The sequence below is a fragment of the Veillonella parvula genome (assembly GCF_002005185.1).
GTDB lineage: Bacteria > Bacillota > Negativicutes > Veillonellales > Veillonellaceae > Veillonella > Veillonella parvula_M.
The window spans coordinates 81,834-107,533 of sequence record NZ_CP019721.1; the positions used below are offsets into that span (position 1 = coordinate 81,834).

A 25,700-nucleotide genomic window follows, 5' to 3' on the forward strand; every position below is an offset into this window, starting at 1 on the left:
TATCAACTCCTACATTTTTTCTCCGCGGCTCATAGCGGTGATACCTGTTTTGGCAATTTCAAGAATACCATAAGTTTCCATAATTTGAATGAAGCCACGTAATTTTTCTACACTGCCAATGACTTCAATGATCATAGATGTAGGAGAAATATCTAACACATTACCACGATATACATCGGCAATCTGTACAATTTGTGATCTTGTAGAAGCAGATGCTTTTACCTTGATAAGCATTAACTCACGGCATACCACATCATGATCTTCAAACACTTTAACCTTAACAACATCGATAAGCTTGTAGATTTGCTTTTGCACTTGATCGAGAATTCGGTCATCGGCCTCTACAGTAATAGTAATACGTGCATAACCTGGCTGATTTGTAATGCCAGATGTCATTTTTGTAACGTTAAAGCCACGACGGTTAAAGAGTGCCAAGATACGTGTACCAATACCCGGTGCATTTTTTGCAATGATTAAGACTTGATGTTCTTTCGCCATTATAGCACCCCTTTCTTCCCCATCATACCGCTTATCGTGCCGCCTGCTGGAATCATTGGTAATACATTATCCTCTCGTTCAACGCGACAATCCAAGACAATGCTTTCATCCGATGTAATGTATGATTTAAATTCTTTATTGAAAGTTTCAACATTATCTAGACGAGCTGCTTTCAAGTCAAATGCATCTGCGAGTTTCAAGAAGTTCGGACTCACTTCTAAGTCCACATAGGAATAGCGTCTATTATTGAATATTTCTTGCCATTGACGAACCATACCAAGATAGCCATTATTAATAATAACAATCTTAATTGGCAAATTATATTGGCGCACCATCATGAGCTCTTCACAAGTCATCTGGAATCCACCATCACCGACAACGAGGATAACTTGTTTCTTAGGCGCCCCTACTTGAGCACCGATAGCCGCCGGCAAGCCATACCCCATGGTACCCGCACCGCCAGAGGTAACGATAGTATGAGGTTTTTTATGAGTTAAGAATTGAGCCGCCCACATTTGATGTTGGCCTACATCACTTACGATTATGGCATCTTCCTTGGCAATTTTATTAAGCTCAGATAACACATATTGTGCATGCAATACACCATTTTTAGACTCAGGTATCACCATAGGGTATTCCGCTTGCCATTCTCGGATTTGCTCAAGCCACGCTTCATGCGTTGTAGGTTCTACAAGAGCATTAAGCTCCGTTAATACCTGTTTTAAATCCCCTACGATAGGCACATTGATTGTAACATTCTTATCAATTTCAGCTGGGTCAATATCGATATGGATGATTTTAGCTTTTTTACAGAAGAAGTCTGGATGGCCTGTGATGCGGTCATGGAAACGAATCCCTGCAGCAATCACGAGATCAGCCTCATCTGTACTATTATTAGCTGCAACAGAACCGTGCATACCAACCATACCAAGGGCCAATTCGTGATCTCCCGGGAAGCCACCAAGGCCAACTAATGTATTCGTCACTGGGATTTGAGCCTTTTCAGCTAATTCTTTAAGCTCATCCATAGCACCAGACTTCAATACGCCTGCCCCAGCAATAATAAGTGGACGCTTTGCATTTTTGATGAGAGTAGCTGCTTTTTTGATTTGACCTTGATGACCTTTATAGGTTGGATCATAGCCTTCAAGATGAATAGGTACTTCGTACAATTTGTTGTATTCCGCCATGGATATTTTTTCGGTTTGAATATCCTTCGGAATATCAATGAGTACAGGGCCTGGACGACCTGTGCCAGCAATAAAGTACGCCTCTTTAATGATGCGAGGCAAATCATGAATATCTTGAACAAGATAGTTATGCTTGGTTATAGGCATCGTAATGCCTTGGATATCCGCCTCTTGAAAGGAGTCCTTACCGATAAAAGGGCGACCAACCTGACCAGTAATGGCCACCATAGGTACGGAGTCCATGTACGCAGTCATAATACCTGTTACAAGATTCGTTGCGCCAGGACCAGACGTAGCAAGACATACACCTACGCGACCAGATACGCGAGCATAGCCATCTGCCGCATGAGCTGCACCTTGTTCATGACGGACGAAGTAATGTTTAATTTCAGGGAAGCTATAAATTTCATCATAAATTGGGATTACTGCGCCACCTGGATAACCGAACATATCGGTTACGCCTAAGCGATGCAATGTTTCAAGGACAATGCGTGCCCCATTGATTGTTTCTGCGCTCATAGGAACCCTTTCAACCAGCTATTCAGACAATATTTCGCTGGAATTTAAACGTTTAATAATGTAACCATTATGTTTGAAAGTATCAATAATGTGTTGGATATGCTCTTCACCATTTGTTTCTACCGTTACTTGCAATTCCACTTCATGGAAACGGTCAAGGTTTTTGAACTGATTATGGTCGAGTTTAATAACATTTGCATCTGCATCCGCCAGCATTTGAGATACCGCAACCAATTGACCTGGTTTATCAGGAAGATTAACGGAGAAGGTAAAGATACGACCACGCAATACGAGACCTTTATTAATCATGGACGATATAGTAAGTACGTCGATATTACCACCGCTGACGATAGCTACCACCTTTTTGTCGCGGCACTCTAATTTCTTAAGACCAGCGAGTGGTAAAATACCAGAATTTTCGGCTACTAACTTATGTTTTTCAACAAGCAATAAAAATGCTTCCATCAATTCATAATCAGAAACGGTAATAATTTCATCTACATATTGCTTGATATATTCTAATGTAGTTTCTCCAATTTGACGTACTGCCGTACCATCTGCAATCGTCGCCACTTCATCGAGAGGTACAGGATGATCAGCCTTTAAGGCAGCTAGGGCACTCGCTGCACCTTCTGGTTCTACACCGATAATCTTAACGCGGGGATTTTTTAATTTCGCAGCAGCCGCAATACCAGATACGATACCACCGCCCCCAACAGGAACGAGCAAAATATCCGCATCAGGCAATTCATCAAGAACTTCAAGGGCAATCGTACCTTGCCCTTCTATTACATCTTCATCATTAAACGGATGAACGAACACATAACCGTGTTCTTTTTGCAACTCCATCGCCTTTTGATAGGCTTCGTCATAAATCTCGCCAAATAGTACAACATCTGCACCATATTGTTTTGTAGCATTCACCTTGATAAGAGGTGTATGTTTCGGCATGACAATAGTCGCTTTAATGCCAAGACGTTTCGCAGCAAGGGCCACGCCTTGTGCATGATTACCGGCAGACGCAGCGATAACACCGCGCGCCTTTTCTTCTTCTGTCAGCTTTGCAATTTTATTATAAGCTCCACGAACCTTAAAAGAGCCTGTTATTTGCAAGTTTTCTGGCTTGATATATACATCATTTTCGCACTCGTCAGAAAACACATCGCTGTGAAGCAATTTCGTTTTCACCGTGATTGTGCTTAATCGCTCTCGAGCCTCCATAAAATCATATAATTTGTGCATGTACACTATCTCCTCTAGTTAGTATTAAATGAAAGTCTAGTATTAGTCTTCAAATACTTCGATAGCACCTTGTGCAGCAGAGGATACGTGAAGAGCGTATTTTTTAAGATATCCAGTTACATTGGATTTGAACGGTTTCAATGCAGCTTTACGACGAGTGATTTCATCATCAGATACAGCTAGTTCCAATTTACCGTTTGGAATATCGATGTTGATAATATCACCATTTTCAACGATAGCAATGGTACCGCCTGCAGCTGCTTCTGGAGATACATGTCCGATGGATGCACCACGAGTAGCACCGGAGAAGCGTCCATCTGTCAACAATGCTACATCTTTATCTAGACCCATACCGGCAATCATAGATGTTGGAGTCAACATTTCACGCATACCAGGACCGCCTTTAGGGCCTTCGTAACGGATAACTACAACATCACCTTTCACGATTTTACCGCCTGTAATAGCTTCAACCGCTTCTTCTTCACTGTTGAATACCTTTGCTGGACCAGAGTGAACAAGCATATCTGCATCTACGGCACCGGCTTTTACAACGGAACCATCTACAGCAAGGTTACCTTTAAGAACCGCGATACCACCAGTTTCATGTACTGGATTATCCCATGGGTGAATAACATCTTCATCCACAACATGAGCTGCCGCTGCAATTTCACCTTGTGTTTTAAGAGCAACAGTTTTGCAATCTGTATGAAGGCGACCATTTTCTGCTAAACGTTTCAACACGGCAGATACACCACCTGCAGCGTACAAGTCTTCAATGAAGTATACGCCAGATGGAGATAATTTAGATAATTGAGGTGTATTTTGAGCGATGCGATCAAAATCGTCTAAGGATAATGGTACACCTGCTTCGTGAGCAATAGCCGGTAAATGAAGCGCCGTATTAGAGGAACCGCCCAAAGCCATATCAAGAGCTACCGCATTTTCAAAGGCTTCACGAGTCATAATATCTTTAGGGCGAAGGTTTGCTTTTAATATCTCTACCGCTTGCATACCAGCTAACTTAGCTAAACGCAAACGTTCAGAATATACCGCTGGGATTGTACCATTGCCAGGAAGGCCCATACCGAGAGCTTCTGTTAAGCAGTTCATTGTATTTGCCGTATACATACCAGAGCAAGAACCACATGTAGGACATGCCGTATTTTCGATATCAGCTAACTCAGCATCATCCATTTCACCAGTTTGATGTTTGCCTACGGCTTCGAATACGTCGGACAAACCAATTTTTTTACCTTTATGTACACCAGCGAGCATGGCCCCACCAGATACGAATACAGATGGGATATTAAGGCGAGCAGCTGCAATCAACATGCCTGGCACTACCTTATCACAGTTTGGAATGAATACCATCGCATCGAATGGTGTAGCCATAGCAGTAGCTTCGATGGAATCTGCAATGATATTACGTGTAACTAAGGAGTATTTCATGCCGATATGGTTCATTGCCAAACCATCACAAATACCGATAGTATTGAACTCAATTGGCACACCACCTGCGTTGCGGATACCGTCTTTTACGGCTTGTACAATATTTTTCAGGCCTACGTGACCAGGGATGATTTCATTGAAAGAATTGGCAATACCGATGACTGGTCTACCCATTTCTTCATCAACAAAACCTAGAGCTTTTAGTAAAGATCTGTGTGGTGCACGTGCTACGCCTGTTTTCAAATTGTCACTTCTACAACTCATGTTAATCTCCTCACTTTTGAAAGCATCCACTTGGACAGCTTTCACGACGCATAAAAAAAGACGATTCCAATGAATCGTCTTAAAAGTTTACAAATGATATTCCTTTTGTTTACAGAATTCCTATATACATAAATAATCCTATGTACCCCTTGGAAAATATACACATAAGAAACAAACCATATAGTCAAATCTTATTGATTGTATATTAAACCATTCGCGGAACTTCTAAGACAAAAACGTGTTAAGTTGTTGTTCATAATTCGAATGTCATTAATAATCACGACTAGCGCAATAATCAATAAGCTAATGACTAAACCTAACATGTTTCCTCCTAAAATATTCTGTAATATTAATCACGGAATAATAATAACACGTTATATTATCCCGCGCAAGATAATTCACAATAAATTCTATAGATTCATCATAGTTTTTTTATGAAGTTCACCATACCCAAAAACTATAGCAAACCTAGTAAGGTATAAAAAATATAGATATAACAAGAAAAATCCCTCACCGTAGTGAGGGATTGAATATATTATAAAATACCAAAGAGCCACATGCCAAAGGTGCCACCCCAGAAATGAATGAGGAAGCTCACCACGGAAATGGCAAGACCTACGCGCCACCATGTACCTTGTGGCACATAGCCAGCACCGAAGAAGATCGGTGTTACACCTGAACTATAGTGAGTCAATGTACAGCCAGGACTGTTCATCAAACCAAAGAGCAATATCGTAAACGGAATAGGAGCCCCCATCGCCACTAAAATGGCCGCAAAGGCGGAGAATAAAGCCGTAATACGCGCCGTACCACTGGCAAAGAAATACTGAGAGTACACAAAGGTAGCGGAAATGATAAAAGACGCCCAGAACCAGTCAAAGCCAGCTAAATGTTGACTTACAAAATCTGCAAAGACAGCTACTACACCGAGTTTACCAAGCAGCCCAGCCATGCCCACGAGCGTACCCATCCAGATGAGGATATCCCAACCGGTGCGTTCACCCAAAATATCCTCCCAAGTAAGAGAGCCAGTTACTACACAAGCAAGAACGCCCATCATCGCAACAACTGTAGGATGAAGCTTAGTCCAAATCGCTGTAGCCCAAAGCAAGATGCAAAGAACAAAAATAATGGCAACAGAAATTTCAGCCTTCGTAATAGGACCAAGAGCATCTAGTTCTTTTTGAGCCATTGCTGCAGCCTCTGGTGTTTCCTTGATTTCTGGTGGATAGATTTTATAGATAAACCAAGGCATCAAAATCATACAAATCACACCAGGAATCACACCGGCTTGGAACCATTCCCACCAAGATATATCATAGCCGAATAACTTCGCCCCTAAGGACGTAATAAGTAAATTACCACTACATGCAGTCAAGAAGATCGTTACTGTAATGGTGTTAATAGTATGTGCCGTCGTCATCAAGTATGCCCCAATGCGGCGAGCCGTATTACCATAAGGTTCAGAGCCAAAAGCTAAAGAAATATTTTGTACGATGGGGAATACGATACCACCGCCACGCGCCGTATTAGATGGTGTAGCTGGAGAAATAATCAAATCCGTACAGGCCAAAGCATAGGCAAGCTTTAATGAGCTTGTGCCAAAGGAGCGAATCAAAGTATACGCAATACGCTTACCAAGACCAGAATTAATAATACCTCGTGAAAAGAATACGGCTGCTACGATAAGCCACACATTCGCCTCTGCATAGCCACCTAGTGCCTGTACCATAGTGATGGAGTTAGTGGCTACGGCTACAACAATACCAAAAAGCGCCATAATGCCCGTTGGCCAAGGTCGCAAGATAAAACCCACAATAGTAGCCGTAAAGATAGCTAATAAATGCCAACCTTCAGGCTTGATTGCCTCTGTATGAGGTAAAAACCAAATGGCGAGGCCCACTAAAACGGTAAGGGCCGCTCGTGTAAAAGTATTCATAGAACCTCCATTAGGCTTAACAACTTTCCAAGAATTCTTTGATCTTAGGATTTGCTCGTAACATTTCCATCTCTTCAGGGGATAATAACTTTACCTTATCTCGATCTTGATTTACCAAGCAAAGAAAACCAATATAATCGCCCTTATTAGCACGGAACTGATGAATTGTTTTGCCTGGAATTTCGATAAAATCACCAGCTTCTACATCGTGGATTTCATCGCCCAATAAGACTTGCCCCTTGCCGCGAAATATCATAACCATATGCGTATGATCGTGATACTCCAAGGTAGAATATCCCCCTGGCAAACATTCAAAATAGCGGAATTGACACGGAATATCATAAGCACCATCGTATAATACTTGACGTGTTACATCTTTAAAAGGGCTACCATCTTGCTTATATACCAAGGTTTCGATACCGTCCCACTTAAAATTTTTAGCATCAAACTTACGTATCATCATATTACCTCTTTAAACAAAAAAGGGCTGCATCGAAACAAGGTTTCAATACAGCTCCATCGGTTCGATTATTTGAAGAGACGTTTCAAAGTGCCTAGTAATCCATGACTATGTTTTTGTACACCGTCTGCAACGCCTGCCACTTCAAAGCCAGTTCGTTCAATGGCTTTTGTAATAACTTCTACAGATGCTTTTGTTGGATCAAAAGAAACGGTAGCTGTCTTTTCTGGCAAATCTACTTCTGCACTTAATACGCCAGGCAAACCTAGAGATGCACCTTCAACTGTTTCTTTACAGTTGTTGCACATCATCCCCGGTACAGTAAATACCTTTGTTACAACGCCATTATCTTCGCCACAACCACAATCTTTGCACATAGTGTTACCTCCTATTAATCCTTAGCTTCTTTATGTTTATCGTCGTTCTTAGCCCCTGCTGTCACATCGATAGTAGTCGCTTTCTTAACGGCTTCTTTCGTTTCATCAACAGCCTTTTTAGGCCCCGAAATAGCATCTTTAAACTCATTGATGCCTTTACCAATAGCTTTACCGACTTCAGGTAATTTACCAGGTCCGAAGATAACTAGAGCAATCACTAATATAACTATTAATTCAGGTGTTCCTATAGACCCCATATGTATCTCCTTTATTTTTACTACTACTTATACTCTTTAGTGTACATCATCATAGGCTGCCTTGTCCACATACCAGGTCATAGCTTCTTGTGAAAGCACCGCTCCAGGCAATACACGACCAATGCGTTTTTCCCAAGGTAAATCCTCGTAATCTTCGCGTTGATACAATACCTTTGTCAAAGCAGTTCGCTTACTTTCACCAGTTACGGTAAACCAAACCGCATCAGATTTTGCTAAGAACGAAAAGGTCATAGAAATACGTTCCCACACCTTTCCATCCTCAACAGCTACCACGTCTTGATCTGTGACACGCAATGCATGAGAACCTGCAAATAGACCGGCTGTATGACCATCTTCGCCAAGATCGAGCAATGCCAAATCTAGGCCACTTTTTTTACAAGCCTTGAGAACATTCTTAACCTCTTTCTCGTATTCCGCTGCCGCTTCTATTACAGTTTTAGAATCTGTATTGATTGGCAAGAAATGAGCCGCCCCTTTCGCCTTACACAACAAATAAGGTTTCACGCGATTGAAGTAATTATCCTCATGAGATTGCGGTAAGAATCGCTCATCAGTCCACACAAAGAATATGCGTTCCCAATTGAGGCGCTCTATATATTCTGGGGAATTAAGCAATTCTAATAAACCATTAATAACAGTCCCGCCCGTAATACCAACAACACACGTTTCAGTGCGATTGATTTCCTCGTTGGTGAAAGCAATAAAATCCTCTGCCAATGCTTGAACTACATCGCTAGGGCTGTCATAACATTTAATTGTATCTTGAGCCATGTAATAATGACCTCCTAAAACTATTTCAATAGTTCTATTATATACACTTTTTCTGTGTAATGAAAGCAAAACCGATGTAACTCAATAGTTGGAGCCACATCGGTTCTAATTATATTTGTATTTACCTATGAATTACAGGAAATTCCATTCCGTATATTCATAAATCAATATTATTGTTGACCAAATTTAGGACGGCGACGCTCTGTGAAAGCACGGACTCCTTCTTTGAAGTCCTCTGAAAGACCTAATGCACATTGGTTTTCTACTTCAAACTTCTTGTACTCTTCCCAACCCGCTAAGAAGCTATTCCACATCATTTCCTTCATAACGCGGTAAGATTGTGCAGGCCCTTTTGCCAATTTCTCAACAAGGCGTCTTGTAGCAGTCTCTAAATCTTCTAATTCACAAACCTTATACACAAAGCCAAGTTCCTTACCCTTTTCAGCAGATACGGCTTCACCGGTCATGACAATATGCATAGCACGATTCATACCAATAGAGCGAGTTAACAAGAATAACCCGCCCGCATCAGGAGCAAGACCTACATTTACGAAGGCTTGAATAAAGCGTACGTTATTAGCAGCCACAACAAAGTCCGCTGCCAAAGCCATATTAAATGCCGCTCCTGCTGCAGCACCTTGAAGGCTCATGATAACAGGTTTTGGTAATTTCTTCATAGCCATAGAAATCTCAGCTACCAGCTCAACAATTTCAAATAAAGACTCAGTATCCCCTTCGTTTACAGCGCGCTCCATCTCTGTTAAATCGCCACCCGCAGAGAATACCTTACCCTCTGCATTAATGAGCAATGCACGCACGCTTTCATCATTATGAGCTTTATCTAAGACCTCAAGGATCTCCTTGCACATCTCGATATTAAAACCATTGGCTACGGTTGGCCGATTAAAGGACAACGTACCAATACCGTTGTCCACTACGTACTGAATTGTATTATAAATCATATGATTTCTCCTATATGAAAATCTATTTTCGAAAAAATTCGATTATTATATATCTATTATAGGAGAATTAAATATAGATGTAAATGAAAGAATGAAAATTAAGCTGACTTGAGTATTAAAAATTATCTAATAATGCAAAAACACCTGCAGACATTGTCTGCAGGTGTAATATCCTGTATTCCAAATATTAACGTTTGGAGAATTGGCTTGCTTTGCGGGCTTTTTTAAGACCGTATTTTTTACGTTCTTTCATACGTGGGTCACGAGTCAAGAAGCCAGCTTTTTTCAAAGATTGACGAAGTTCGCCATCTACGTCCAATAACGCACGGGAGATACCGTGACGAATTGCACTAGCTTGACCAGAAGGACCACCACCAGCTACAGTTGCGATAACATCGTATTGTTCAACTGTGTTAGTCAAGTTCAAAGGTTGTTTTACGATCAATTCCAAAGTTTGGCGACCGAAATAATCATTAAGTTCACGTTTGTTAACAGTGATTTTACCTGTGCCCGGTACCAGACGAACTCTAGCAACGGAAGATTTTCTACGACCAGTGCCGTAATATTGTGCTACTGCCATTATATATTCCTCCCTCTAGATTATCGTACGGAAATTTCTAACACTTCTGGTTTTTGAGCTGCATGTGGATGCTCAGGACCAGCGTATACATTTAATTTACGGTATTGTTGTGCACCCAATTTATTTTTTGGAAGCATACCACGAACTGCCATCTCAACAACACGTTCAGGTTGTTTTTCAAGCATCATGGACAATTTAGTGAAACGGGAACCACCTGGGTAACCAGAGTGACGGAAGTATTCCTTTTGTTCCAATTTTTTACCAGTTACGCGAATTTTTTCTGCGTTTACAACAATCACATGGTCACCAGTATCTACGTGTGGTGTGAAAGTTGGTTTATTTTTGCCCCGAAGAACTTTTGCAACTTCGGCAGCAAGGCGTCCTAAAGTTTTACCTTCAGCGTCAACAACATACCATTTCCGTTCGATTGTGTTCGGATTGGCCATATATGTAGTTTTCATGCTGCATATCCTCCTAATAACGTCATAATTCTACCAAAATCAGCTTGTCCTTTGCTTCCGGGGCTAATGGAAACACGACTAAAGCTTACTCAAAATAGTATACAGATTTTGGTTGTCTATGTCAATTGTTTTTTGCACTGTCATAGCCCTTTGACACTAATATTCATAAAGAAAAAACCACCCAATTCTGAGTGGTTTTCCCAAAAGCGCCAAATTATTTGGAGTACAATTCGACGATAAGTGTTTCGTTAACTTCGATAGGAAGTTCTTCACGTTGAGGAAGACGAGTGAAAGTAGCTTTGAAGCCGTCCAAGTCTTTTTCAATGTAAGGAAGTTCGAAAGAACGAAGTTCTTGGAAATTAGTTTTGAACATTTCGTTGTCACGAGATGCTTCGCGTAATTCGATTACATCGCCTGGTTTGCAGGAGAAGGAAGGAATGTCTACACGACGACCGTTTACCAAGATGTGGCCATGGTTTACCATTTGACGAGCTTGACGAATGGAGTTACCGAAGCCGATGCGATATACAAGGTTATCAAGGCGTTGTTCCAAAAGGATCAACATGTTTTGACCTGTAACACCTTGCATTTTTTTCGCTTTATCATAATAGCGTACGAACTGGCGTTCTAGCAAGTTGTAGTAAGCTTTAACTTTTTGTTTTTCTAATAATTGTGTGCCATACTCAGACATTTTCTTCTGACGTTGGTCTTTTTTGACGCGATTCAAGGCTTTTGCGTGACCGAATACGTTCACACCAAAGCGACGACAAAGTTTGAATCGAGCCTCTCTTCTCGTTGCCATGTGATTATCACCTCATAAGATTAAAATAAACTTGTACCTACACATAATGGTACCCAAGTATAATATCATTTTCATCTACTTATGTCAATTATCGATACTTGTGAAAGTTATTGAAATAAGTGCATAATCACATTTTTTGATTACACTTTTTTACGATAATACTACTCTCTATATCGATTGTGCATGTTTCATCATATTTTATAGATTTAGATGAAAAATCAATTATAGTATGCTACAATATGAATAAGTAAGGTAATAGGTATCATTGGATTCTTATAACTAAATTGGGGGAATAGCATGAAAGAGTTACCTACAATGCAAGAGCTACAAAGTTTTATTACCTATAATAAAACAGGAAGCTTTACATTAGCAGCACAATCTATGAATATTACACAATCAGCTTTCAGCGCTCAAATGAAAAAATTAGAGCGTTTAGTTGGTGTAAAATTAATCTCCCGTTCTACAAGAGGTAGCCGTTTAACACCAGAAGGTGAGTTATTTCTACCAGAAGCAGAACAAGTTCTCGACACATTGGAACGAGCGATCCAATCCATTCGTTTGGCCAGCAAGGTTGAACGACCAATTCTAAACATTGGCGTATTACGTAGTCTCGGGGATATCCGTCTAAATGGTTACGTATCCCACTTCTTCCAAAACCATCCTGAATTCTCTGTCAGTATTTACGACATGGAGGAAGAAGAATTGATGCTCGACTTGCGCGAAAATCGCATCGACATTGCATTACTCTATTTGCCAAACAATAAGGATATGTCTGCATACGAATCCACTGCACTTAGAGAAGATGAGTTTGTATACTATGCGCCAAACTTAGTGAACGGTATGGAAACGGCTAGTTTGAAAGCTATCCAGCAGCAACCATTGCTCATGTATCCTCCTAAATACTTTATGTACCGCACATTAAAAAACTATGTTGGAAACGGTCAGCAAAACCTACATATCCGCGGTAGTCGCCTGTCCAATCCATATACAATGATTGACTATTGTCAAAAGAATAAATCTGGCTGCATTGTAGCACGTCAAATTTTAAGTTCCTTAAATATCAATGATGGCTTTGTACCTTTAGAAAAACCATTCAAACTTCAAGTGTGTTTCGCATTTAAGAAGAACAATTCTAAAACAGAAACCATGCATACCTTCATGGATTATGTACAAAGCGAATCACCACCACGTTTATAAAAAATAACAAAACCCCGTATACTTTTTTAGGTGTACGGGGTTTTGTTATATTTACAACACGACTCAATTCCATCACTGCTAAAATCTATATTTAAGTAAATTTTCTCTTTCATTCTAAACAGTTAATAGTCTAAGGGTATAAAATAATTGCTCTCTTCTAACTCAGGTTGTAAAATAGAGAATAGATTTCAATTAATACTGCAAGAATACAGTGAGGTTACTATGCTCTTATCTATTCTCTTCTTTATATTGGCAGGACTTGCGGAAATCGGTGGTGGCTATCTCGTATGGCTTTATATGCGCGATGACAAAGGACCGATTTACCTGATCGCAGGTGCATTTATATTATTTTTATACGGTATTATCCCTACCTTTCAACCAGAAGCTAGTTTTGGTAAAGTTTACGCCGCCTATGGCGGTGTATTCATTGCCCTCTCTATTCTCTGGGGATGGCTTGTGGACGGCTTGCGACCAGACATGTATGATATCATCGGTGGTATCGTATGTCTTGTAGGTGTATATATCATCATGTACGCACCGCGATAATTTTACATACTAAAAAACGGCTATCCGAAGATAACCGTTTGCTTTGGTGGACGATGACAGGATCGAACTGCCGACATCCTGCTTGTAAGGCAGGCGCTCTCCCAGCTGAGCTAATCGTCCATGTGGTGACCCGTCCGGGAATCGAACCCGGGATACCGCCGTGAAAGGGCGGTGTCTTAACCGCTTGACCAACGGGCCAATAAAAATGGCTCCTCGAGTAGGACTCGAACCTACGACCGATCGGTTAACAGCCGATTGCTCTACCGACTGAGCTATCGAGGAATGTTTATGGAGCGGGAAACGAGATTCGAACTCGCGACCCCCGCCTTGGCAAGGCGGTGCTCTACCGCTGAGCTATTCCCGCAAATGGTGGACGATGACAGGATCGAACTGCCGACATCCTGCTTGTAAGGCAGGCGCTCTCCCAGCTGAGCTAATCGTCCATATGTGGTGACCCGTCCGGGAATCGAACCCGGGATACCGCCGTGAAAGGGCGGTGTCTTAACCGCTTGACCAACGGGCCAGAAATGGTGACTCACCCGCGACTCGAACGCGGGACACCCTGATTAAAAGTCAGGTGCTCTGCCAACTGAGCTAGTGAGTCAAGTGGCTCCTCGAGTAGGACTCGAACCTACGACCGATCGGTTAACAGCCGATTGCTCTACCGACTGAGCTATCGAGGAATGTATGGAGCGGGAAACGAGATTCGAACTCGCGACCCCCGCCTTGGCAAGGCGGTGCTCTACCGCTGAGCTATTCCCGCATACAGAACCGATAATTACTATAACATAATTATCAATCTGTCGTCAAGGATGAATTAAGTCCATCCTGACTGCCATATAATAATATCAATTTACACATATAGTGTCAATGGTTTTTCCGTAAAGTTCCTTGAAAATATAGCATACAAGAACATCTTTTACCCGAGAAAGGGGGATATACAATCCCCCTTTAAAATAGATTATTCTTTATCCTTTTGTCTACCTTTACCAGCCCCATCTTCAGCCACGCTAACTTCCGCTTCGATGAAGGTCTTCATGTCATTTAGCATATGCATGGATGCATCGATTATAGATAGTCCCATAGTTGAACCTAAGGCTTCATCGATTAGCAGATTATAGTGCAAATAAGGCTTTACCCCTAAGAAACGACATTGTTCCTTATGTATAGGTTCATCATGTATAGGCTCATCATAGACAGCTGATGGGAACACATAGTCCTTAACTAGGGGATCAATGGTAACCGCCGCCAAAATAGCTGCACCAGTTACTACATTATCAAAGACTACAGCCATGCGATGGCTAGCAGCCCCCAAGATGAAGGCCGTTAAAAACGCAATATCTAAACCACCTGCTACATGAAGCAAGTTCAATACCGCATCACGGCGCTCGCTTTCACTCAAAGCAGACCAATCATCAACACCGATATTAAATCGATCTACAAAAGAATGAATATGAGCAGCACGTTGCTCTACTGTAGGTCCATATTCATTATGAACGAGAATATCCTCATACGCACAACCTGTGATCGTCGCCGTCGTGACAAGAGAATCTAGAAAGGCCCTCTCCCCTACGTTACCAATCGCCACCACTTGTAATCCATCAGCATGTAATCTATCTGCATAGGTAAAGCCGAGCTCAAGAGCACGCTCTAATTCCTCACGAGAAATAGCAGGTTCTACGCCAAAGAAATGGGATCCTTTTCGAATCACCTGTTGCTCAATATTTGCTAAATCAGAAGTGTCTTGTTCTAGACCTACATTCACCACGTGTACAACAGCATTTAATTTAGCTGCAGCCCCTTGTGTAGCTGTTCTTCCCTCATTAAAGCGTTTTATGGCAGCATAACTTTCACTACCATGTTGATTATTTTGCGGTCCATCTACCAAGTGATCAGCTGCCACAACGAGCACACCTTGACGCAAATGATTCGGTTTAGGGTCTCCTAAAATTCCTGCAAAACGCTCCGCTATAGTTTCTAACGTAGCCAGGCTATAGATAGGCTTTGTCAAATTATCAATACGGAATCGACATATTTCCATTGCTTGTGTATCTAACGGCTCAACTTTGAAAGTTCTCATTTATTACCTCCTGTAATGGCCATATACATATGCACCGCAAGATCTAGCATCCCCATTTGTATGGACCCACCAGAAGCCTCACCTAAACAAAGGCCTAAATCTACATAGGCTTCAAGGCCTAAATTTTCTAAGGAAGATTTGGCCGCTTTTTCAGCAGATAAATGTGAAGCCATCACATAATCCATCGCTTTTGGAGCCAATGTTTTAGCCACCAATGCACAAGCCGATGTATTAAATCCATCGATAATAACTAACCCATGATTTGCTGCAGCGCCTAAGATAACACCCACAATACAAGCAAATTCAAAACCGCCTACAGAAGATAAAATACCAAGAGCATCATCCTTACTAATATCCTTATATTTTTCTAGCACATCATGAACGATCCGCTGTTTTAGTTTGAGTCGTTCATCGGAAATATTCGTTCCTCGTCCCGTCGCCTCTTCCGCTGTAAGTCCTGCAAACTTAGCGGTCATAAGGGCACTAGCTGTCGTATTCGATATGCCCATTTCGCCTACTAAAAATACATTGAAGCCTTCATCAATTTTTTCTTTTACTAGACGAATCCCTGTTTCGATGCCCTCCACGGCTTGTTCGCGCGTCATGGCGGGCTCTTCTACGAAGTTTTTCGTACCCATCCCAAGTTTATGAATACGAAGGCCTGGAACCCAACTCATATCCGCATCAATGCCCATGTCGATAACTTCCATTTGAGCTCCACAGTAATTCGCTAGAGAATTAGCGCCAGCCCCCTTAGGAATCAGGTAATTTTGTGTCATCCCAACGGTCGTTTCTTTTGGATACGCACTGACGCCCATATCAGCTACGCCATGATCTGCAGAAGCAATAATCATACATGGTTTTGGCACGGTTACCTGCTCTTGATTTGTAGCCGCCCCATATTGAGCCACAACATCTACAAGACTACCATATAGTTCCACCGGCGATTCTGCATTCCAACTATTAAATATATATTGTTCAATCTCTAGGCTGCGACCTGTAATAGCGCCACAAGTTTCTTGTAACAAACTCATAAAAGCTCCCTTAACATAATATATTTACATACTCATATCGATATATAGTATACACGATTCTTGATATATGTCATGTTTTTTCAGTTACATTTACTCTCTTATAGGATACAAAACTACGCCATTTTAATTATCCTTGATTTGACCAGTTAAATACGGTAACTTTCCTCGAATCTCGCGACTTCGTTCAAGATAGCTTTCTAATTCTTGTCCTTCGTCATCTTGTGAAAGTATCACTTTAACATGTTCAATTTCTGATTCAATTTGTGTAAGGCCTTCAATAACATTATGACGATTGCCATAGATAATTTCGCGCCACATCGATGGTAATCCACCAGCCACACGTGTACAGTCTCTAAAGCCCCCTGCGGACAATTTCATACGCAATTCGCCCAATTCATCGCCTCCCGAAACTTGTGTTAAAATAGAGGCCAATAAGTGAGGCATATGACTAACCATAGCCAGATATGCATCATGAGCATAAATATCGACAAACTCGATACGAGACCCTAAGGCACGACCCATGTCAGCTAATTCTTGAGCTACTTCTTCACTATATACATCAGATGCCTTATCTTCTAACACGATCCAGCCCATACCTTTGAATAGGTTTTTATGAGATACTTCATACCCACCCTTTTCGGATCCTGCCATAGGATGGACAGATACGAAAACGGTCCCCTTAGGAATCGATTCATAAACGGCTCGTACAAAGTTTTCCTTCGCACTAGATACATCGGTTACGACTTGCCCCGGTCTAAATAGATGAGCCGTTTCAGTAAAAAGCCGTGCGTTTGTATCAGGTGGCAAGGAGAACACAACGATATCTGAGTTCTTAATCAATGGCTCAACTTCAGTCCACGCAGCTTTTACCACACCATCTTGAATGGCCGCATCACAGACCTCTTGACGACGTGCATAGCCTACTACCTCATAATCTGTATATTCCTTTAAGGCCTTTGCCAAGGATCCACCTAATAGGCCTAAGCCAATAATGCCTACTGTCTTACTCATATAAACCTACTTTCAAGTAAAACTAGCAATATCTATTCTCCAATATAATGCTAGTTATATTACATTATTATTTAGCTAATTGTAAATCAAAATTAGGGAGAATGAAATTAAGCTTCGATAAGATGCTTGTTTCTCCATTTACCGCTATACCAACGATATATAAACAATAAACCTCGCAAGATTTCATCAGCGGCCATGGCAATCCATATACCAACAAGGCCCCAACCCCAGTAAATACCAAATAGATACGATAATGGCACGGCGCATAACCACATGCCAAAGATTCCCACTAGCATAGGTGTACGAATATCACCGGCAGCCTGCAAACAACCAACCATAACGATATTTACTGCACGTCCTAACTCAAGAAAGATCTCAACCAGTAATACATTATGTGCTAACTCTAGGATTTCCGGATCCGAAGTAAACACAGAGACAACAAAATCACTAGTCACATAGAAGAATGTAGCAAGACCTACGTTAATAGCAATCGCTAAATACATGGACTTCCATACACGACTAGTAACCTCCTCTTGGCGTTTAGCGCCCATTAGGAAACCTACGATAACTTGTGAAGCATTGGATAGTGCTATGGTGTATACATAACAAAGCATGGCGATAACAGATACATAAACTTTAGTATTAATAACTGCTAAGCCTAAAATATTGACCATTTTCATAATCGTAGTTTGAGATAATTGATAGCTCAATGTTTCTCCACCAGAAGGAACACTGATATGCAATAAAGATTTAACCGTATGCCACGGAAATGGTTTTAAGAATGTAAAGCTCACCTCTAAGGTTAATAATTTCTTAAAAGTATATCCAATAATCACGAGCCCTACCACTTTAGATAGCCATGTTGAAATAGAAACGCCTAATACCCCAAGACTTGGTATTGGACCATGTCCAAAGATTAATACATAGTTTGTTAGAATATGAATGATATTCATCACAAGAGCAATGTACATGGTAACGCGTGTTAATGAGTGACCTCTAAATACGGCTACTAACGCATAATACATCGCTTGTATCGGTAGCCCTGCAGCAACGATAGTAGTATATATCGACGTATCACTCATCGTTTCTGGTGGTATACCTAGCCATGTAAAGATCCATTCATGGCAAGTAATAAAGAATACTGCCGCTATAGATGAAAAGAGAAAATTCATCACTAAGCTGACCGTACATACCTCTGATAGCTTGGACTGGTTTCTCGCTCCTAAATATTGGGCAATCAAAATCGTCGTAGCTGTACTCATGACGATGATGAGCATAATAAAGATATTTAAAATCTGATTGGCATTAGCTACCGCTGCTACCGCTTGAGGCGAGTAGTGACTCATCATCAATTGGTCTATATTACCTACTAGCATCTGTAGGAACACTTCAATAAATATAGGCCAACTCAAAGTCCAGATAGATAGACTAATCCCCTTTTCGTATGCTTTCATAAAAACCTCTGCAATGAATACGATACGATTGCAATGAATATCATACAATGTCCTTATTATATCACGTTATATAACCACATGGGACAAATCGCAGAAAGCAATATACTAAATAGTTTTTCATAAAATAGTACATACAAAAAACGTGCCACCCAAAGGTGACACGTTTCTTTAATCAGCATCCTACCTAATGGGTACGATACTAATATTATTTAAATTGATTGCAAAGACTATCAAATAATGCTTGGTCAGGTTTTACAACATCTTCAGTCAATGGACGAGGATGTGGTCCGCCATTTGCTGCAGCCATTGCTTTTTCAAAGGAAGGTTTAGATGTATTTTGATAGATAAGGCCTGTAACCAAACCATCAGTATCACCCAAAGTTTTAAGCGCTGTTGCACGATCTGTTGGGTCATAACCTTCAGGCAATGCTACTAAATGTTCTTTGAACCAATCATAGCTATTGCGTTTGTTGTATGTAACACATGGGCTAAATACATTGATGAAGGAGAAGCCCTCATGATCCATAGCTTGTTGAATCAAATCAACGAGCTCTTTACGATTCACCATATAGCTTTGCGCTACAAATGTAGCACCTGCTGCAATCGCAGTTTCACAAACGGACAATGGAGACTCAAACGCACCATGAGGAGTTGTTTTTGTAACAAAACCGATGTCAGAACGAGGGGATGCTTGACCTTTAGTCAAACCATATACATGGTTATCCATTACTACGTATGTCATGTTTACATTACGTTTAAAAGCATGAATGGTGTGACCCATACCGATAGCAAAGGCATCACCGTCACCAGAAAATGCAATAACTTCTAGGTCTTGGTTAGCAAGCTTAACGCCTTGCGCATAAGGAAGCGCACGGCCATGAGTTGTATGCGCACCATAAGCGTAAAAATAGCCACCGATACGGCTAGAACAACCGATACCGGAAATTACGGCTAATTTTTCTGGTGGAATATTTTTCGCTACTACAGCGTCAGTAATCGCCGCTTGAACCCCATAATGGCCACAGCCTGGACACCAGTTAGGACGAATATCATTTCTGTAATCTTTAGCTGTTGTCATATTATAGGACCTCCTTAATCGCATTTTTCACATAACTTTTTGTGAATGGATTACCATCGTATTTCAAGCAGCTAGAAATCTTATGTTTCTTATGCATGTTGATTTTAAATAAGTTAGCCAATTGACCAGTTTTATTGTGTTCTACAATAACTACTTTTTTCGCAGCATCAAAGAACGGTTGTAATTGCTTTGCTGGGAATGGTTTAATTAAGCGCAATTGTAAGTGATTAACTTTAACGCCTTCTTGATCAAATTCAGCAACGGCTTCTTCAATAGCACCACGGCTAGAAGCCATACCTACAACGAGTACATCTGCTTCGTCGTATTTAGCATTATTCAAGAATGGTTCATAGTTATCAGCTACAGTTTCCAATTTGCGGAAACGTTTATCAGTTTGCGCTACGTGCATTGTAGGCGCTTCTGCTGGTTTACCTTCTTCATTATGCTCTAAACCTGTGGAAAGGAATAGACCATTTTTCATGCCTGGAATTGTACGCGGAGAAATGCCATCTTCAGTCAATTCAAAGCGTTTGAAGTAGTTAGGTTGTACCAATTCAGGAAGTTCAGCTTCTTTCATCATTTTACCGCGATTAATAGGTACGCGGTTCAAATCGAAGGAAGGAACGGATTGTTTATTCAAACCTTGTTGTAAGTCAGGCATAAAGATAACTGGACATTGGTACATTTCTGCCAAGTTGAAAGCTTTTTGAATCTCATAGAAGCATTCTTCGATAGATGTTGGAGAAATTACGATACCAGAATAGTCACCATGTGCATTGTAACAAGCCGCATCAATATCAGATTGTTCAACTTTTGTAGCCATACCAGTGGATGGGCCAGAACGTTGAACGTCGATAACAACCATTGGCAATTCAGCCATAGAAGCCATGGACAAGGATTCTGCCATCAAGGAAAGACCTGGGCCAGAAGTACATGTGAAGCCACGAACACCTGCGTATACGCCACCCATAGCTGTCATACATGCTGCGATTTCGTCTTCTGTTTGAACAACAGTTGAGCCCAACTTATCCATAGTTTTAATCATGTATTCCATAACTTCGGATGCTGGCGTAATAGGATAAGACGCCATAAAACGGGAGCCTGCTGCAATAGCACCAAGAGCACATGCTTCGTTACCTAATAAGAACATTTGATCTTTCTTACCAGGCGCTGGCAATGTATCGATTTCAACATCGCCTAATTTTTCCATTACAAGGCTATGACCATCATCGAAAGCAGCCAAGTTTTTATCAATAATCTCTTGGGATTTCTTTGCAAATTTCTCAGTAATAGCATCTTTAAACATCTTAGTATCAAAGCCAAGAAGCGCTACGGACATCCCAAGTGCTACGATATTACGCATCAACAAGGAGCCTTGTTTCATTGCTGTTTCAGAGATAGGCAAAGATAAGCAATTAATCTTTGTACCTTCAAATTTAGAAAAGTCTGGATTAACTTTGCTATCACAGATGATATATCCACCATCACGTACTTCGGAACCGTGCATATCAACGGTTTCTTGATCAAGGGAAAGCAAGAAGTCTACCCCTTCACCAATGGACATAATTTGTTCCAATGCTACGCGCAATGCGAATGTAGTATGACCACCTTTGATGCGAGATGCAAATAAACGTTGGCTATACAAAGAGTAGCCTTCTTTAGCAAGGATTGTGGCCATAATTTCGCCGCAACTCTCGATACCTTCACCTTGTTGGCCGCCCATTTTCCAGATAAAATCTTTACGTTTTTGCAAGAGATTCACCCTCCTTAGGATAAAAATTACACTGCTGACAAGAGTCTACCTTACTATGTTAATGTTTTATAGTACGAACCTGTCTTATATCGCCATTGTATCATGTATATTTTAGGTTTACAATGTATCATTTCACATAATAATAGGTATAAATTAAGGTATTATAACTAAAAATTATAAGAAAAAAAGGATACTACTTTTGAAGTAGTATCCTTTTAGTATTTATGCTCAACGTTTTATACTTTCACATCAAAAAAAGAGTCTATATAAAATTATATAGAATATTTATTCTCGAATCATCTAAAATATTTATTCCGTAATACCTCTTGTTGTCGCTCTTCAGTGAAGAATATTTCTTCTAAACATAAGCCTTGAGCAGGTGCAGTTTTCCCTATAGCACGCCGGTCTTTAGCGGCTAAATATCCTTTAATATCCTCAACCTTACGACGACCGAGACCTATATCTACAAGTAAGCCTGCAATATTGCGAACCATATGATATAAAAAACCATCACCAATCACAGAAATCGTCACCTGTGAACCTCGGGCCTCAACACGAATTCCCATAATTGTCTTTACAGGATCCGCCGAAGTTGAGTTGGTTCCCTTTAGGGTTGTAAAGTCATGTGTACCTACTAGTTCATTACCTGCAGCCTGCATACGAGCAATATTTAAGGGCTTTTTCACATGCCAATGATATCGTTGCGTCAAAGGATCTGCAATGAGCTGATTATGAATCGTATATATATATTCTTTACCGTATATATTCCACCGTGGCTTCCAATCTAGCGGAATTTCTACCGCTTCTAGAACGACTATATCCTTAGGAATATGAGCTATCATGGCGCGAGGAATATTTTCTACTGGTATAGTCCCCGACGTTTGAAATGTACAAACTTGAAATTTAGCATGCACACCCGCATCCGTACGAGAGGCACCATAAATTTGGATCGGTTCATTACAAATACGTGATAAACCATATTCCAAACATCCTTGTACCGTTAACCCCTTATCATTAGGTTGCTTTTGATAACCTGCTAAATCTGTACCATCATAAGCCACTATGATCTGTATGTTTCTCATAGATCTAACCACCACAATGCGACAAGTACAATAGTTACCAAAACAACAGCGCCAACACCAATATAATCGACATAAGTAACTTGTAATTCCTTCATACGCGTACGGTTGACACCACCTCTATAGCAACGCGCTTCCATAGCGATAGCTAATTCATCGGCCCGTCGAAACGCACTGATAAATAATGGCACTAAAAGTGGCACCATGTTTTTCGCTCGTTGAATAATAGAGCCTGTCACAAAGTCTGCACCACGAGCAGATTGTGCTTTCATAATACGATCTGTCTCATCCAATAAGGTAGGGATGAAACGCAACGCAATAGTCATCATCATGGCTAGTTCATGAGCAGGAACACCAATGCGACGGAATGGATTGAGCAAGTGCTCGATGCCATCAGTTAAGCGAATCGGTGATGTGGTATAGGTCAACAAAGAAGAGAACAAGATTAAGAAGATTAATCGTGCCGCCATTTGAAGACCCATTGCCACCCCATGATCCGTAATATTAATAATTCCCCATTGGAAAATTGGATTACCAGGCGTCGTAAAAATATGAATACCCATGGTAAATACGATGATAATCCAAAGCGGTTTAATAGCAGACCACATCAGGCGTAATGGCAAACGCGATAATAGCATTGCAAAGATGGTGAAACCACCTACTATGCCATAGGCTAGTGGAGAATTTGCCAAGAAGATAGCCACTACGAAGATGGTAGTAGCAATAATCTTTGCTCGCGGGTCCATGCGATGCAAGAAGGAATTCCCTGGGAAGTATTGACCAATAGTAATGTTATTTAACATGGCTACCTCCCTCTAGAATTGCTTGTACCGCATCATCTACAGACAGTACGCGATTAGATACATCAAAGCCTTGTTCACGCAAATATTCCATGGTAACAGATACTGGTGGAACATCTACACCCACAGCTTGTAACTCATCACGATGATTATTAAAGATGTCCATCGGCTCACCATCGAGAACGACACGCCCTTTATCGAGTACTACGAGACGGGAAGCCATGCGAGAAATATCTTCCATATTGTGAGATACAAGAATTACAGTTATTCCCTTTTCTTTATGAAGTCGAATGATTTCTTCAAAAATTTCTTCCCGTCCAAATGGATCAAGACCAGCAGATGGTTCATCAAGCACAAGGAAATCTGGGTTCATAGCCACTACACCAGCAATAGCAACGCGGCGCATTTGACCACCAGATAAATGAAATGGAGAACGTTCTGCATATGTATCGTAATCGAGTCCTACGAACTTCATCGCATCTCGCACACGCTCGTCTACGTCATCAGCACTAAGCCCTAAATTTTTAGGACCAAAGGCGATATCCTGAGCAATGGTTTCTTCAAACAATTGATGCTCTGGGTATTGGAATACCATACCAACCTTATGGCGCATTTTTTTAGCTTCCTCTGTGGAAGCGCTAATATCTACACCATTGACCGTAACGGTACCAGTTGTAGGATGTAATAGACCATTTAGATGCTGTACAAAGGTAGATTTACCGGAACCAGTATGACCGATAACACCTAAAAACTCCCCATTTTCAATGGTAAGAGATACGCCACGAAGTGCAGTCTTTTCAAAAGGAGTACCCATGCCGTAAGTATATGTAATATTATCTAATACGATCGCCATTAGTGGGTTTCCTCCCCTCTTGAAGCATCTGTTGAGTGTATAGCGGATAATTGCTTGCCTAACTTTGAGCCTTTAAGGCCCTCTGCTAACTCTTCATTATTAATGATGCTCTTACCAACTTCATACCCTTTAGCATTCAGTTTAAAAGCAATTTCTGATGCCACCGGTACATCGAGGCCCAGACCTTTTAAGGTATCTACATGGCTAAAGATTTCACGAGGCGTACCATCATGTAATTTCACACCATTTTTCATAACCACAACGCGGTCTGCCGTAACAGCTTCCTCCATGAAGTGTGTAATATATACAATGGTAATACCTTCTTCTTTATTGAGCTTATGAACTGTTTCAAGAACCTCACGACGACCTTTGGGGTCGAGCATAGCTGTTGGTTCATCAAGAACAATGCAATCAGGCTTCATCGCTAATACACCTGCGATAGCAATACGTTGTTTTTGTCCACCCGATAATAAATGGGGCCCATGTTCTCTATATTCAGTCATATTAACAGCGGCTAACGCTGCATCGACACGTTGTCTAATTTCTGCACTAGGAATACCTAAGTTTTCTGGACCAAAGGCAACGTCCTCTTCTACGACGGCCGCTACGATTTGGTTATCAGGATTTTGAAATACCATCCCCACATGTTGGCGAATCTCCCAAATATGCGCTTCATCTCGCGTATCAAAACCACACACGTTGATATATCCTTCGCTAGGTTGTAATAGCACATTAAAATGCTTGGCAAGCGTACTTTTACCACTGCCATTAGTACCAATGATACAAACAAATTCGCCGTGCTTAATGGTTAGACTCACATCGTCTAAGGCACGTACATCATTGCCGTTTTCATCAGTATAAATATGACTCATATGATTGACCTCAATCATAATGTCTTGTTCATTCATGGATAACCTCATATCTTTCTAGTCAATTTCGTTTCTATGAAAGTAGAACCATTTGCATCATCTATCATACTCATACTGTGCATGATTCCCTTATTTCAATTTATCCTATTGATAG

25 protein-coding genes and 9 tRNA genes are annotated in these 25,700 nt (G+C 40.9%); 2 read left to right on the plus strand and 32 right to left on the minus strand.

Annotated elements, in window-relative coordinates:
* Nucleotides 1-9: 9 nt before the first annotated feature.
* From ilvN to rpsD, 13 genes are all read right to left on the minus strand, one after another.
* The gene (gene ilvN, locus B1A77_RS00390; RefSeq protein ID WP_004695208.1) at nt 10-498 is read right to left on the minus strand and encodes an acetolactate synthase small subunit; all 489 of its coding nucleotides are present in this window, start codon (nt 496-498) and stop codon (nt 10-12) included.
* Entirely contained in the window at nt 498-2,207 is a 1,710-nt protein-coding gene (ilvB, locus tag B1A77_RS00395; protein WP_077707617.1) for a biosynthetic-type acetolactate synthase large subunit, read from the minus strand. Before ilvB ends, ilvN begins: the two co-directional genes overlap by 1 nt.
* 18 nt (nt 2,208-2,225) lie before the next feature.
* Nucleotides 2,226-3,449 carry a threonine ammonia-lyase gene (gene ilvA / locus B1A77_RS00400; RefSeq protein ID WP_077707618.1) on the minus strand — a complete coding sequence of 408 codons (1,224 nt, stop codon included), beginning with the start codon at nt 3,447-3,449 and terminating at the stop codon, nt 2,226-2,228.
* A gap of 42 nt (nt 3,450-3,491) precedes the next feature.
* Nucleotides 3,492-5,162 (minus strand): dihydroxy-acid dehydratase, encoded by a 1,671-nt coding sequence (ilvD, locus tag B1A77_RS00405; RefSeq protein ID WP_008602556.1) that lies wholly within the window; start codon nt 5,160-5,162, stop codon nt 3,492-3,494.
* Between the two features lie 535 nt (nt 5,163-5,697).
* Nucleotides 5,698-7,101, minus strand: coding sequence for a DASS family sodium-coupled anion symporter (locus tag B1A77_RS00410; RefSeq protein ID WP_004695199.1), 1,404 nt, complete (start codon nt 7,099-7,101; stop codon nt 5,698-5,700).
* A gap of 16 nt (nt 7,102-7,117) precedes the next feature.
* Complete coding sequence (locus B1A77_RS00415) at nt 7,118-7,561, minus strand: cupin domain-containing protein (protein ID WP_004696849.1); 444 nt, start codon at nt 7,559-7,561, stop codon at nt 7,118-7,120.
* 68 nt (nt 7,562-7,629) lie between these two features.
* Nucleotides 7,630-7,938: a heavy-metal-associated domain-containing protein gene (locus tag B1A77_RS00420; RefSeq protein WP_021148497.1), complete on the minus strand. Its 309-nt coding sequence runs from the start codon at nt 7,936-7,938 to the stop codon at nt 7,630-7,632.
* 14 nt (nt 7,939-7,952) lie between these two features.
* Nucleotides 7,953-8,195, minus strand: a complete 243-nt coding sequence (locus B1A77_RS00425; RefSeq protein ID WP_008602548.1) for a Sec-independent protein translocase subunit TatA/TatB — start codon at nt 8,193-8,195, stop codon at nt 7,953-7,955.
* Nucleotides 8,196-8,231: 36 nt separating this feature from the next.
* Nucleotides 8,232-8,987, minus strand: a complete 756-nt coding sequence (gene pgl, locus B1A77_RS00430; protein WP_077707619.1) for a 6-phosphogluconolactonase — start codon at nt 8,985-8,987, stop codon at nt 8,232-8,234.
* Between the two features lie 170 nt (nt 8,988-9,157).
* Nucleotides 9,158-9,949 (minus strand): trans-2-decenoyl-ACP isomerase, encoded by a 792-nt coding sequence (fabM, locus tag B1A77_RS00435; protein WP_077707620.1) that lies wholly within the window; start codon nt 9,947-9,949, stop codon nt 9,158-9,160.
* A gap of 187 nt (nt 9,950-10,136) precedes the next feature.
* Nucleotides 10,137-10,529 (minus strand): 30S ribosomal protein S9, encoded by a 393-nt coding sequence (rpsI, locus tag B1A77_RS00440; protein ID WP_077707621.1) that lies wholly within the window; start codon nt 10,527-10,529, stop codon nt 10,137-10,139.
* Nucleotides 10,530-10,549: 20 nt separating this feature from the next.
* On the minus strand, nt 10,550-10,990 hold the full coding sequence (gene rplM / locus B1A77_RS00445; protein WP_004695186.1) for a 50S ribosomal protein L13: 441 nt from the start codon (nt 10,988-10,990) through the stop codon (nt 10,550-10,552).
* A 214-nt stretch (nt 10,991-11,204) separates the two neighbouring features.
* Entirely contained in the window at nt 11,205-11,792 is a 588-nt protein-coding gene (rpsD, locus tag B1A77_RS00450) for a 30S ribosomal protein S4 (protein ID WP_008602541.1), read from the minus strand.
* Nucleotides 11,793-12,089: 297 nt separating this feature from the next.
* On the opposite strand from rpsD, the gene B1A77_RS00455 reads away from it, so the two are divergent.
* Both B1A77_RS00455 and B1A77_RS00460 read left to right on the plus strand, forming a co-directional pair.
* Entirely contained in the window at nt 12,090-12,989 is a 900-nt protein-coding gene (locus tag B1A77_RS00455) for a LysR family transcriptional regulator (RefSeq protein WP_004695178.1), read from the plus strand.
* 222 nt (nt 12,990-13,211) lie between these two features.
* Nucleotides 13,212-13,535 carry a YnfA family protein gene (locus B1A77_RS00460; RefSeq protein WP_008602538.1) on the plus strand — a complete coding sequence of 108 codons (324 nt, stop codon included), beginning with the start codon at nt 13,212-13,214 and terminating at the stop codon, nt 13,533-13,535.
* A 44-nt stretch (nt 13,536-13,579) separates the two neighbouring features.
* On the opposite strand, the gene B1A77_RS00465 is transcribed toward B1A77_RS00460, so the two are convergent.
* From B1A77_RS00465 to B1A77_RS00555, 19 genes are all read right to left on the minus strand, one after another.
* Nucleotides 13,580-13,655 (minus strand) — tRNA-Val (locus tag B1A77_RS00465).
* 3 nt (nt 13,656-13,658) lie between these two features.
* Nucleotides 13,659-13,733, minus strand: a tRNA-Glu gene (locus tag B1A77_RS00470).
* Between the two features lie 8 nt (nt 13,734-13,741).
* Nucleotides 13,742-13,817, minus strand: a tRNA-Asn gene (locus B1A77_RS00475).
* A gap of 7 nt (nt 13,818-13,824) precedes the next feature.
* Nucleotides 13,825-13,899 (minus strand) — tRNA-Gly (locus B1A77_RS00480).
* A gap of 3 nt (nt 13,900-13,902) precedes the next feature.
* A tRNA-Val gene (locus B1A77_RS00485) sits at nt 13,903-13,978 on the minus strand.
* A gap of 5 nt (nt 13,979-13,983) precedes the next feature.
* Nucleotides 13,984-14,058 (minus strand) — tRNA-Glu (locus tag B1A77_RS00490).
* Between the two features lie 5 nt (nt 14,059-14,063).
* Nucleotides 14,064-14,139, minus strand: a tRNA-Lys gene (locus B1A77_RS00495).
* Nucleotides 14,140-14,142: 3 nt separating this feature from the next.
* Nucleotides 14,143-14,218: transfer RNA gene (locus B1A77_RS00500), tRNA-Asn, on the minus strand.
* 5 nt (nt 14,219-14,223) lie between these two features.
* Nucleotides 14,224-14,298 (minus strand) — tRNA-Gly (locus B1A77_RS00505).
* Nucleotides 14,299-14,496: 198 nt separating this feature from the next.
* Entirely contained in the window at nt 14,497-15,615 is a 1,119-nt protein-coding gene (locus tag B1A77_RS00510; protein ID WP_008602537.1) for a nicotinate-nucleotide--dimethylbenzimidazole phosphoribosyltransferase, read from the minus strand.
* Nucleotides 15,612-16,649, minus strand: a complete 1,038-nt coding sequence (locus tag B1A77_RS00515) for a nicotinate-nucleotide--dimethylbenzimidazole phosphoribosyltransferase (protein ID WP_008602535.1) — start codon at nt 16,647-16,649, stop codon at nt 15,612-15,614. Before B1A77_RS00515 ends, B1A77_RS00510 begins: the two co-directional genes overlap by 4 nt.
* Nucleotides 16,650-16,772: 123 nt before the next feature.
* The gene (locus tag B1A77_RS00520; RefSeq protein WP_008602533.1) at nt 16,773-17,660 is read right to left on the minus strand and encodes a prephenate dehydrogenase; all 888 of its coding nucleotides are present in this window, start codon (nt 17,658-17,660) and stop codon (nt 16,773-16,775) included.
* Nucleotides 17,661-17,767: 107 nt separating this feature from the next.
* A complete protein-coding gene (locus tag B1A77_RS00525) occupies nt 17,768-19,114 on the minus strand; it encodes an MATE family efflux transporter (protein WP_008602531.1) in 1,347 nt (448 codons plus the stop codon).
* Between the two features lie 205 nt (nt 19,115-19,319).
* Nucleotides 19,320-20,192: a 2-oxoacid:ferredoxin oxidoreductase subunit beta gene (locus B1A77_RS00530; RefSeq protein WP_008602530.1), complete on the minus strand. Its 873-nt coding sequence runs from the start codon at nt 20,190-20,192 to the stop codon at nt 19,320-19,322.
* Nucleotide 20,193: 1 nt separating this feature from the next.
* Nucleotides 20,194-21,945: a 2-oxoacid:acceptor oxidoreductase subunit alpha gene (locus B1A77_RS00535; RefSeq protein ID WP_004698101.1), complete on the minus strand. Its 1,752-nt coding sequence runs from the start codon at nt 21,943-21,945 to the stop codon at nt 20,194-20,196.
* Between the two features lie 296 nt (nt 21,946-22,241).
* Nucleotides 22,242-23,027 carry a tRNA pseudouridine(38-40) synthase TruA gene (truA, locus tag B1A77_RS00540; protein WP_008602528.1) on the minus strand — a complete coding sequence of 262 codons (786 nt, stop codon included), beginning with the start codon at nt 23,025-23,027 and terminating at the stop codon, nt 22,242-22,244.
* The gene (locus B1A77_RS00545; protein WP_008602525.1) at nt 23,024-23,827 is read right to left on the minus strand and encodes an energy-coupling factor transporter transmembrane component T family protein; all 804 of its coding nucleotides are present in this window, start codon (nt 23,825-23,827) and stop codon (nt 23,024-23,026) included. The genes truA and B1A77_RS00545 overlap by 4 nt, the downstream gene beginning before the upstream one ends.
* Nucleotides 23,817-24,677 carry an energy-coupling factor transporter ATPase gene (locus tag B1A77_RS00550; RefSeq protein WP_024062823.1) on the minus strand — a complete coding sequence of 287 codons (861 nt, stop codon included), beginning with the start codon at nt 24,675-24,677 and terminating at the stop codon, nt 23,817-23,819. The genes B1A77_RS00545 and B1A77_RS00550 overlap by 11 nt, the downstream gene beginning before the upstream one ends.
* Nucleotides 24,677-25,585: an energy-coupling factor transporter ATPase gene (locus tag B1A77_RS00555; RefSeq protein ID WP_039965263.1), complete on the minus strand. Its 909-nt coding sequence runs from the start codon at nt 25,583-25,585 to the stop codon at nt 24,677-24,679. Before B1A77_RS00555 ends, B1A77_RS00550 begins: the two co-directional genes overlap by 1 nt.
* Nucleotides 25,586-25,700 lie beyond the last annotated feature (115 nt).

Excerpts from the sequence above, each read along its gene's own strand:
- B1A77_RS00545 (WP_008602525.1), bottom strand. The coding sequence starts at position 23,827 with ATGTTAAATAACATTACTATTGGTCAATACTTCCCAGGGAATTCCTTC.
- ilvN (WP_004695208.1), bottom strand. The coding sequence starts at position 498 with ATGGCGAAAGAACATCAAGTCTTAATCATTGCAAAAAATGCACCGGGT.
- B1A77_RS00420 (WP_021148497.1), bottom strand. The coding sequence starts at position 7,938 with ATGTGCAAAGATTGTGGTTGTGGCGAAGATAATGGCGTTGTAACAAAG.
- rplM (WP_004695186.1), bottom strand. The coding sequence starts at position 10,990 with ATGAAAACTACATATATGGCCAATCCGAACACAATCGAACGGAAATGG.
- ilvB (WP_077707617.1), bottom strand. The coding sequence starts at position 2,207 with ATGAGCGCAGAAACAATCAATGGGGCACGCATTGTCCTTGAAACATTG.
- B1A77_RS00525 (WP_008602531.1), bottom strand. The coding sequence starts at position 19,114 with ATGAAAGCATACGAAAAGGGGATTAGTCTATCTATCTGGACTTTGAGT.
- B1A77_RS00550 (WP_024062823.1), bottom strand. The coding sequence starts at position 24,677 with ATGGCGATCGTATTAGATAATATTACATATACTTACGGCATGGGTACT.
- rpsI (WP_077707621.1), bottom strand. The coding sequence starts at position 10,529 with ATGGCAGTAGCACAATATTACGGCACTGGTCGTAGAAAATCTTCCGTT.
- truA (WP_008602528.1), bottom strand. The coding sequence starts at position 23,027 with ATGAGAAACATACAGATCATAGTGGCTTATGATGGTACAGATTTAGCA.
- ilvD (WP_008602556.1), bottom strand. The coding sequence starts at position 5,162 with ATGAGTTGTAGAAGTGACAATTTGAAAACAGGCGTAGCACGTGCACCA.
- B1A77_RS00510 (WP_008602537.1), bottom strand. The coding sequence starts at position 15,615 with ATGAGAACTTTCAAAGTTGAGCCGTTAGATACACAAGCAATGGAAATA.
- B1A77_RS00415 (WP_004696849.1), bottom strand. The coding sequence starts at position 7,561 with ATGATACGTAAGTTTGATGCTAAAAATTTTAAGTGGGACGGTATCGAA.
- fabM (WP_077707620.1), bottom strand. The coding sequence starts at position 9,949 with ATGATTTATAATACAATTCAGTACGTAGTGGACAACGGTATTGGTACG.
- ilvA (WP_077707618.1), bottom strand. The coding sequence starts at position 3,449 with ATGCACAAATTATATGATTTTATGGAGGCTCGAGAGCGATTAAGCACA.
- B1A77_RS00460 (WP_008602538.1), top strand. The coding sequence starts at position 13,212 with ATGCTCTTATCTATTCTCTTCTTTATATTGGCAGGACTTGCGGAAATC.
- B1A77_RS00455 (WP_004695178.1), top strand. The coding sequence starts at position 12,090 with ATGAAAGAGTTACCTACAATGCAAGAGCTACAAAGTTTTATTACCTAT.
- B1A77_RS00530 (WP_008602530.1), bottom strand. The coding sequence starts at position 20,192 with ATGACAACAGCTAAAGATTACAGAAATGATATTCGTCCTAACTGGTGT.
- B1A77_RS00555 (WP_039965263.1), bottom strand. The coding sequence starts at position 25,585 with ATGAATGAACAAGACATTATGATTGAGGTCAATCATATGAGTCATATT.
- B1A77_RS00425 (WP_008602548.1), bottom strand. The coding sequence starts at position 8,195 with ATGGGGTCTATAGGAACACCTGAATTAATAGTTATATTAGTGATTGCT.
- B1A77_RS00520 (WP_008602533.1), bottom strand. The coding sequence starts at position 17,660 with ATGAGTAAGACAGTAGGCATTATTGGCTTAGGCCTATTAGGTGGATCC.
- B1A77_RS00410 (WP_004695199.1), bottom strand. The coding sequence starts at position 7,101 with ATGAATACTTTTACACGAGCGGCCCTTACCGTTTTAGTGGGCCTCGCC.
- rpsD (WP_008602541.1), bottom strand. The coding sequence starts at position 11,792 with ATGGCAACGAGAAGAGAGGCTCGATTCAAACTTTGTCGTCGCTTTGGT.
- pgl (WP_077707619.1), bottom strand. The coding sequence starts at position 8,987 with ATGGCTCAAGATACAATTAAATGTTATGACAGCCCTAGCGATGTAGTT.
- B1A77_RS00515 (WP_008602535.1), bottom strand. The coding sequence starts at position 16,649 with ATGAGTTTGTTACAAGAAACTTGTGGCGCTATTACAGGTCGCAGCCTA.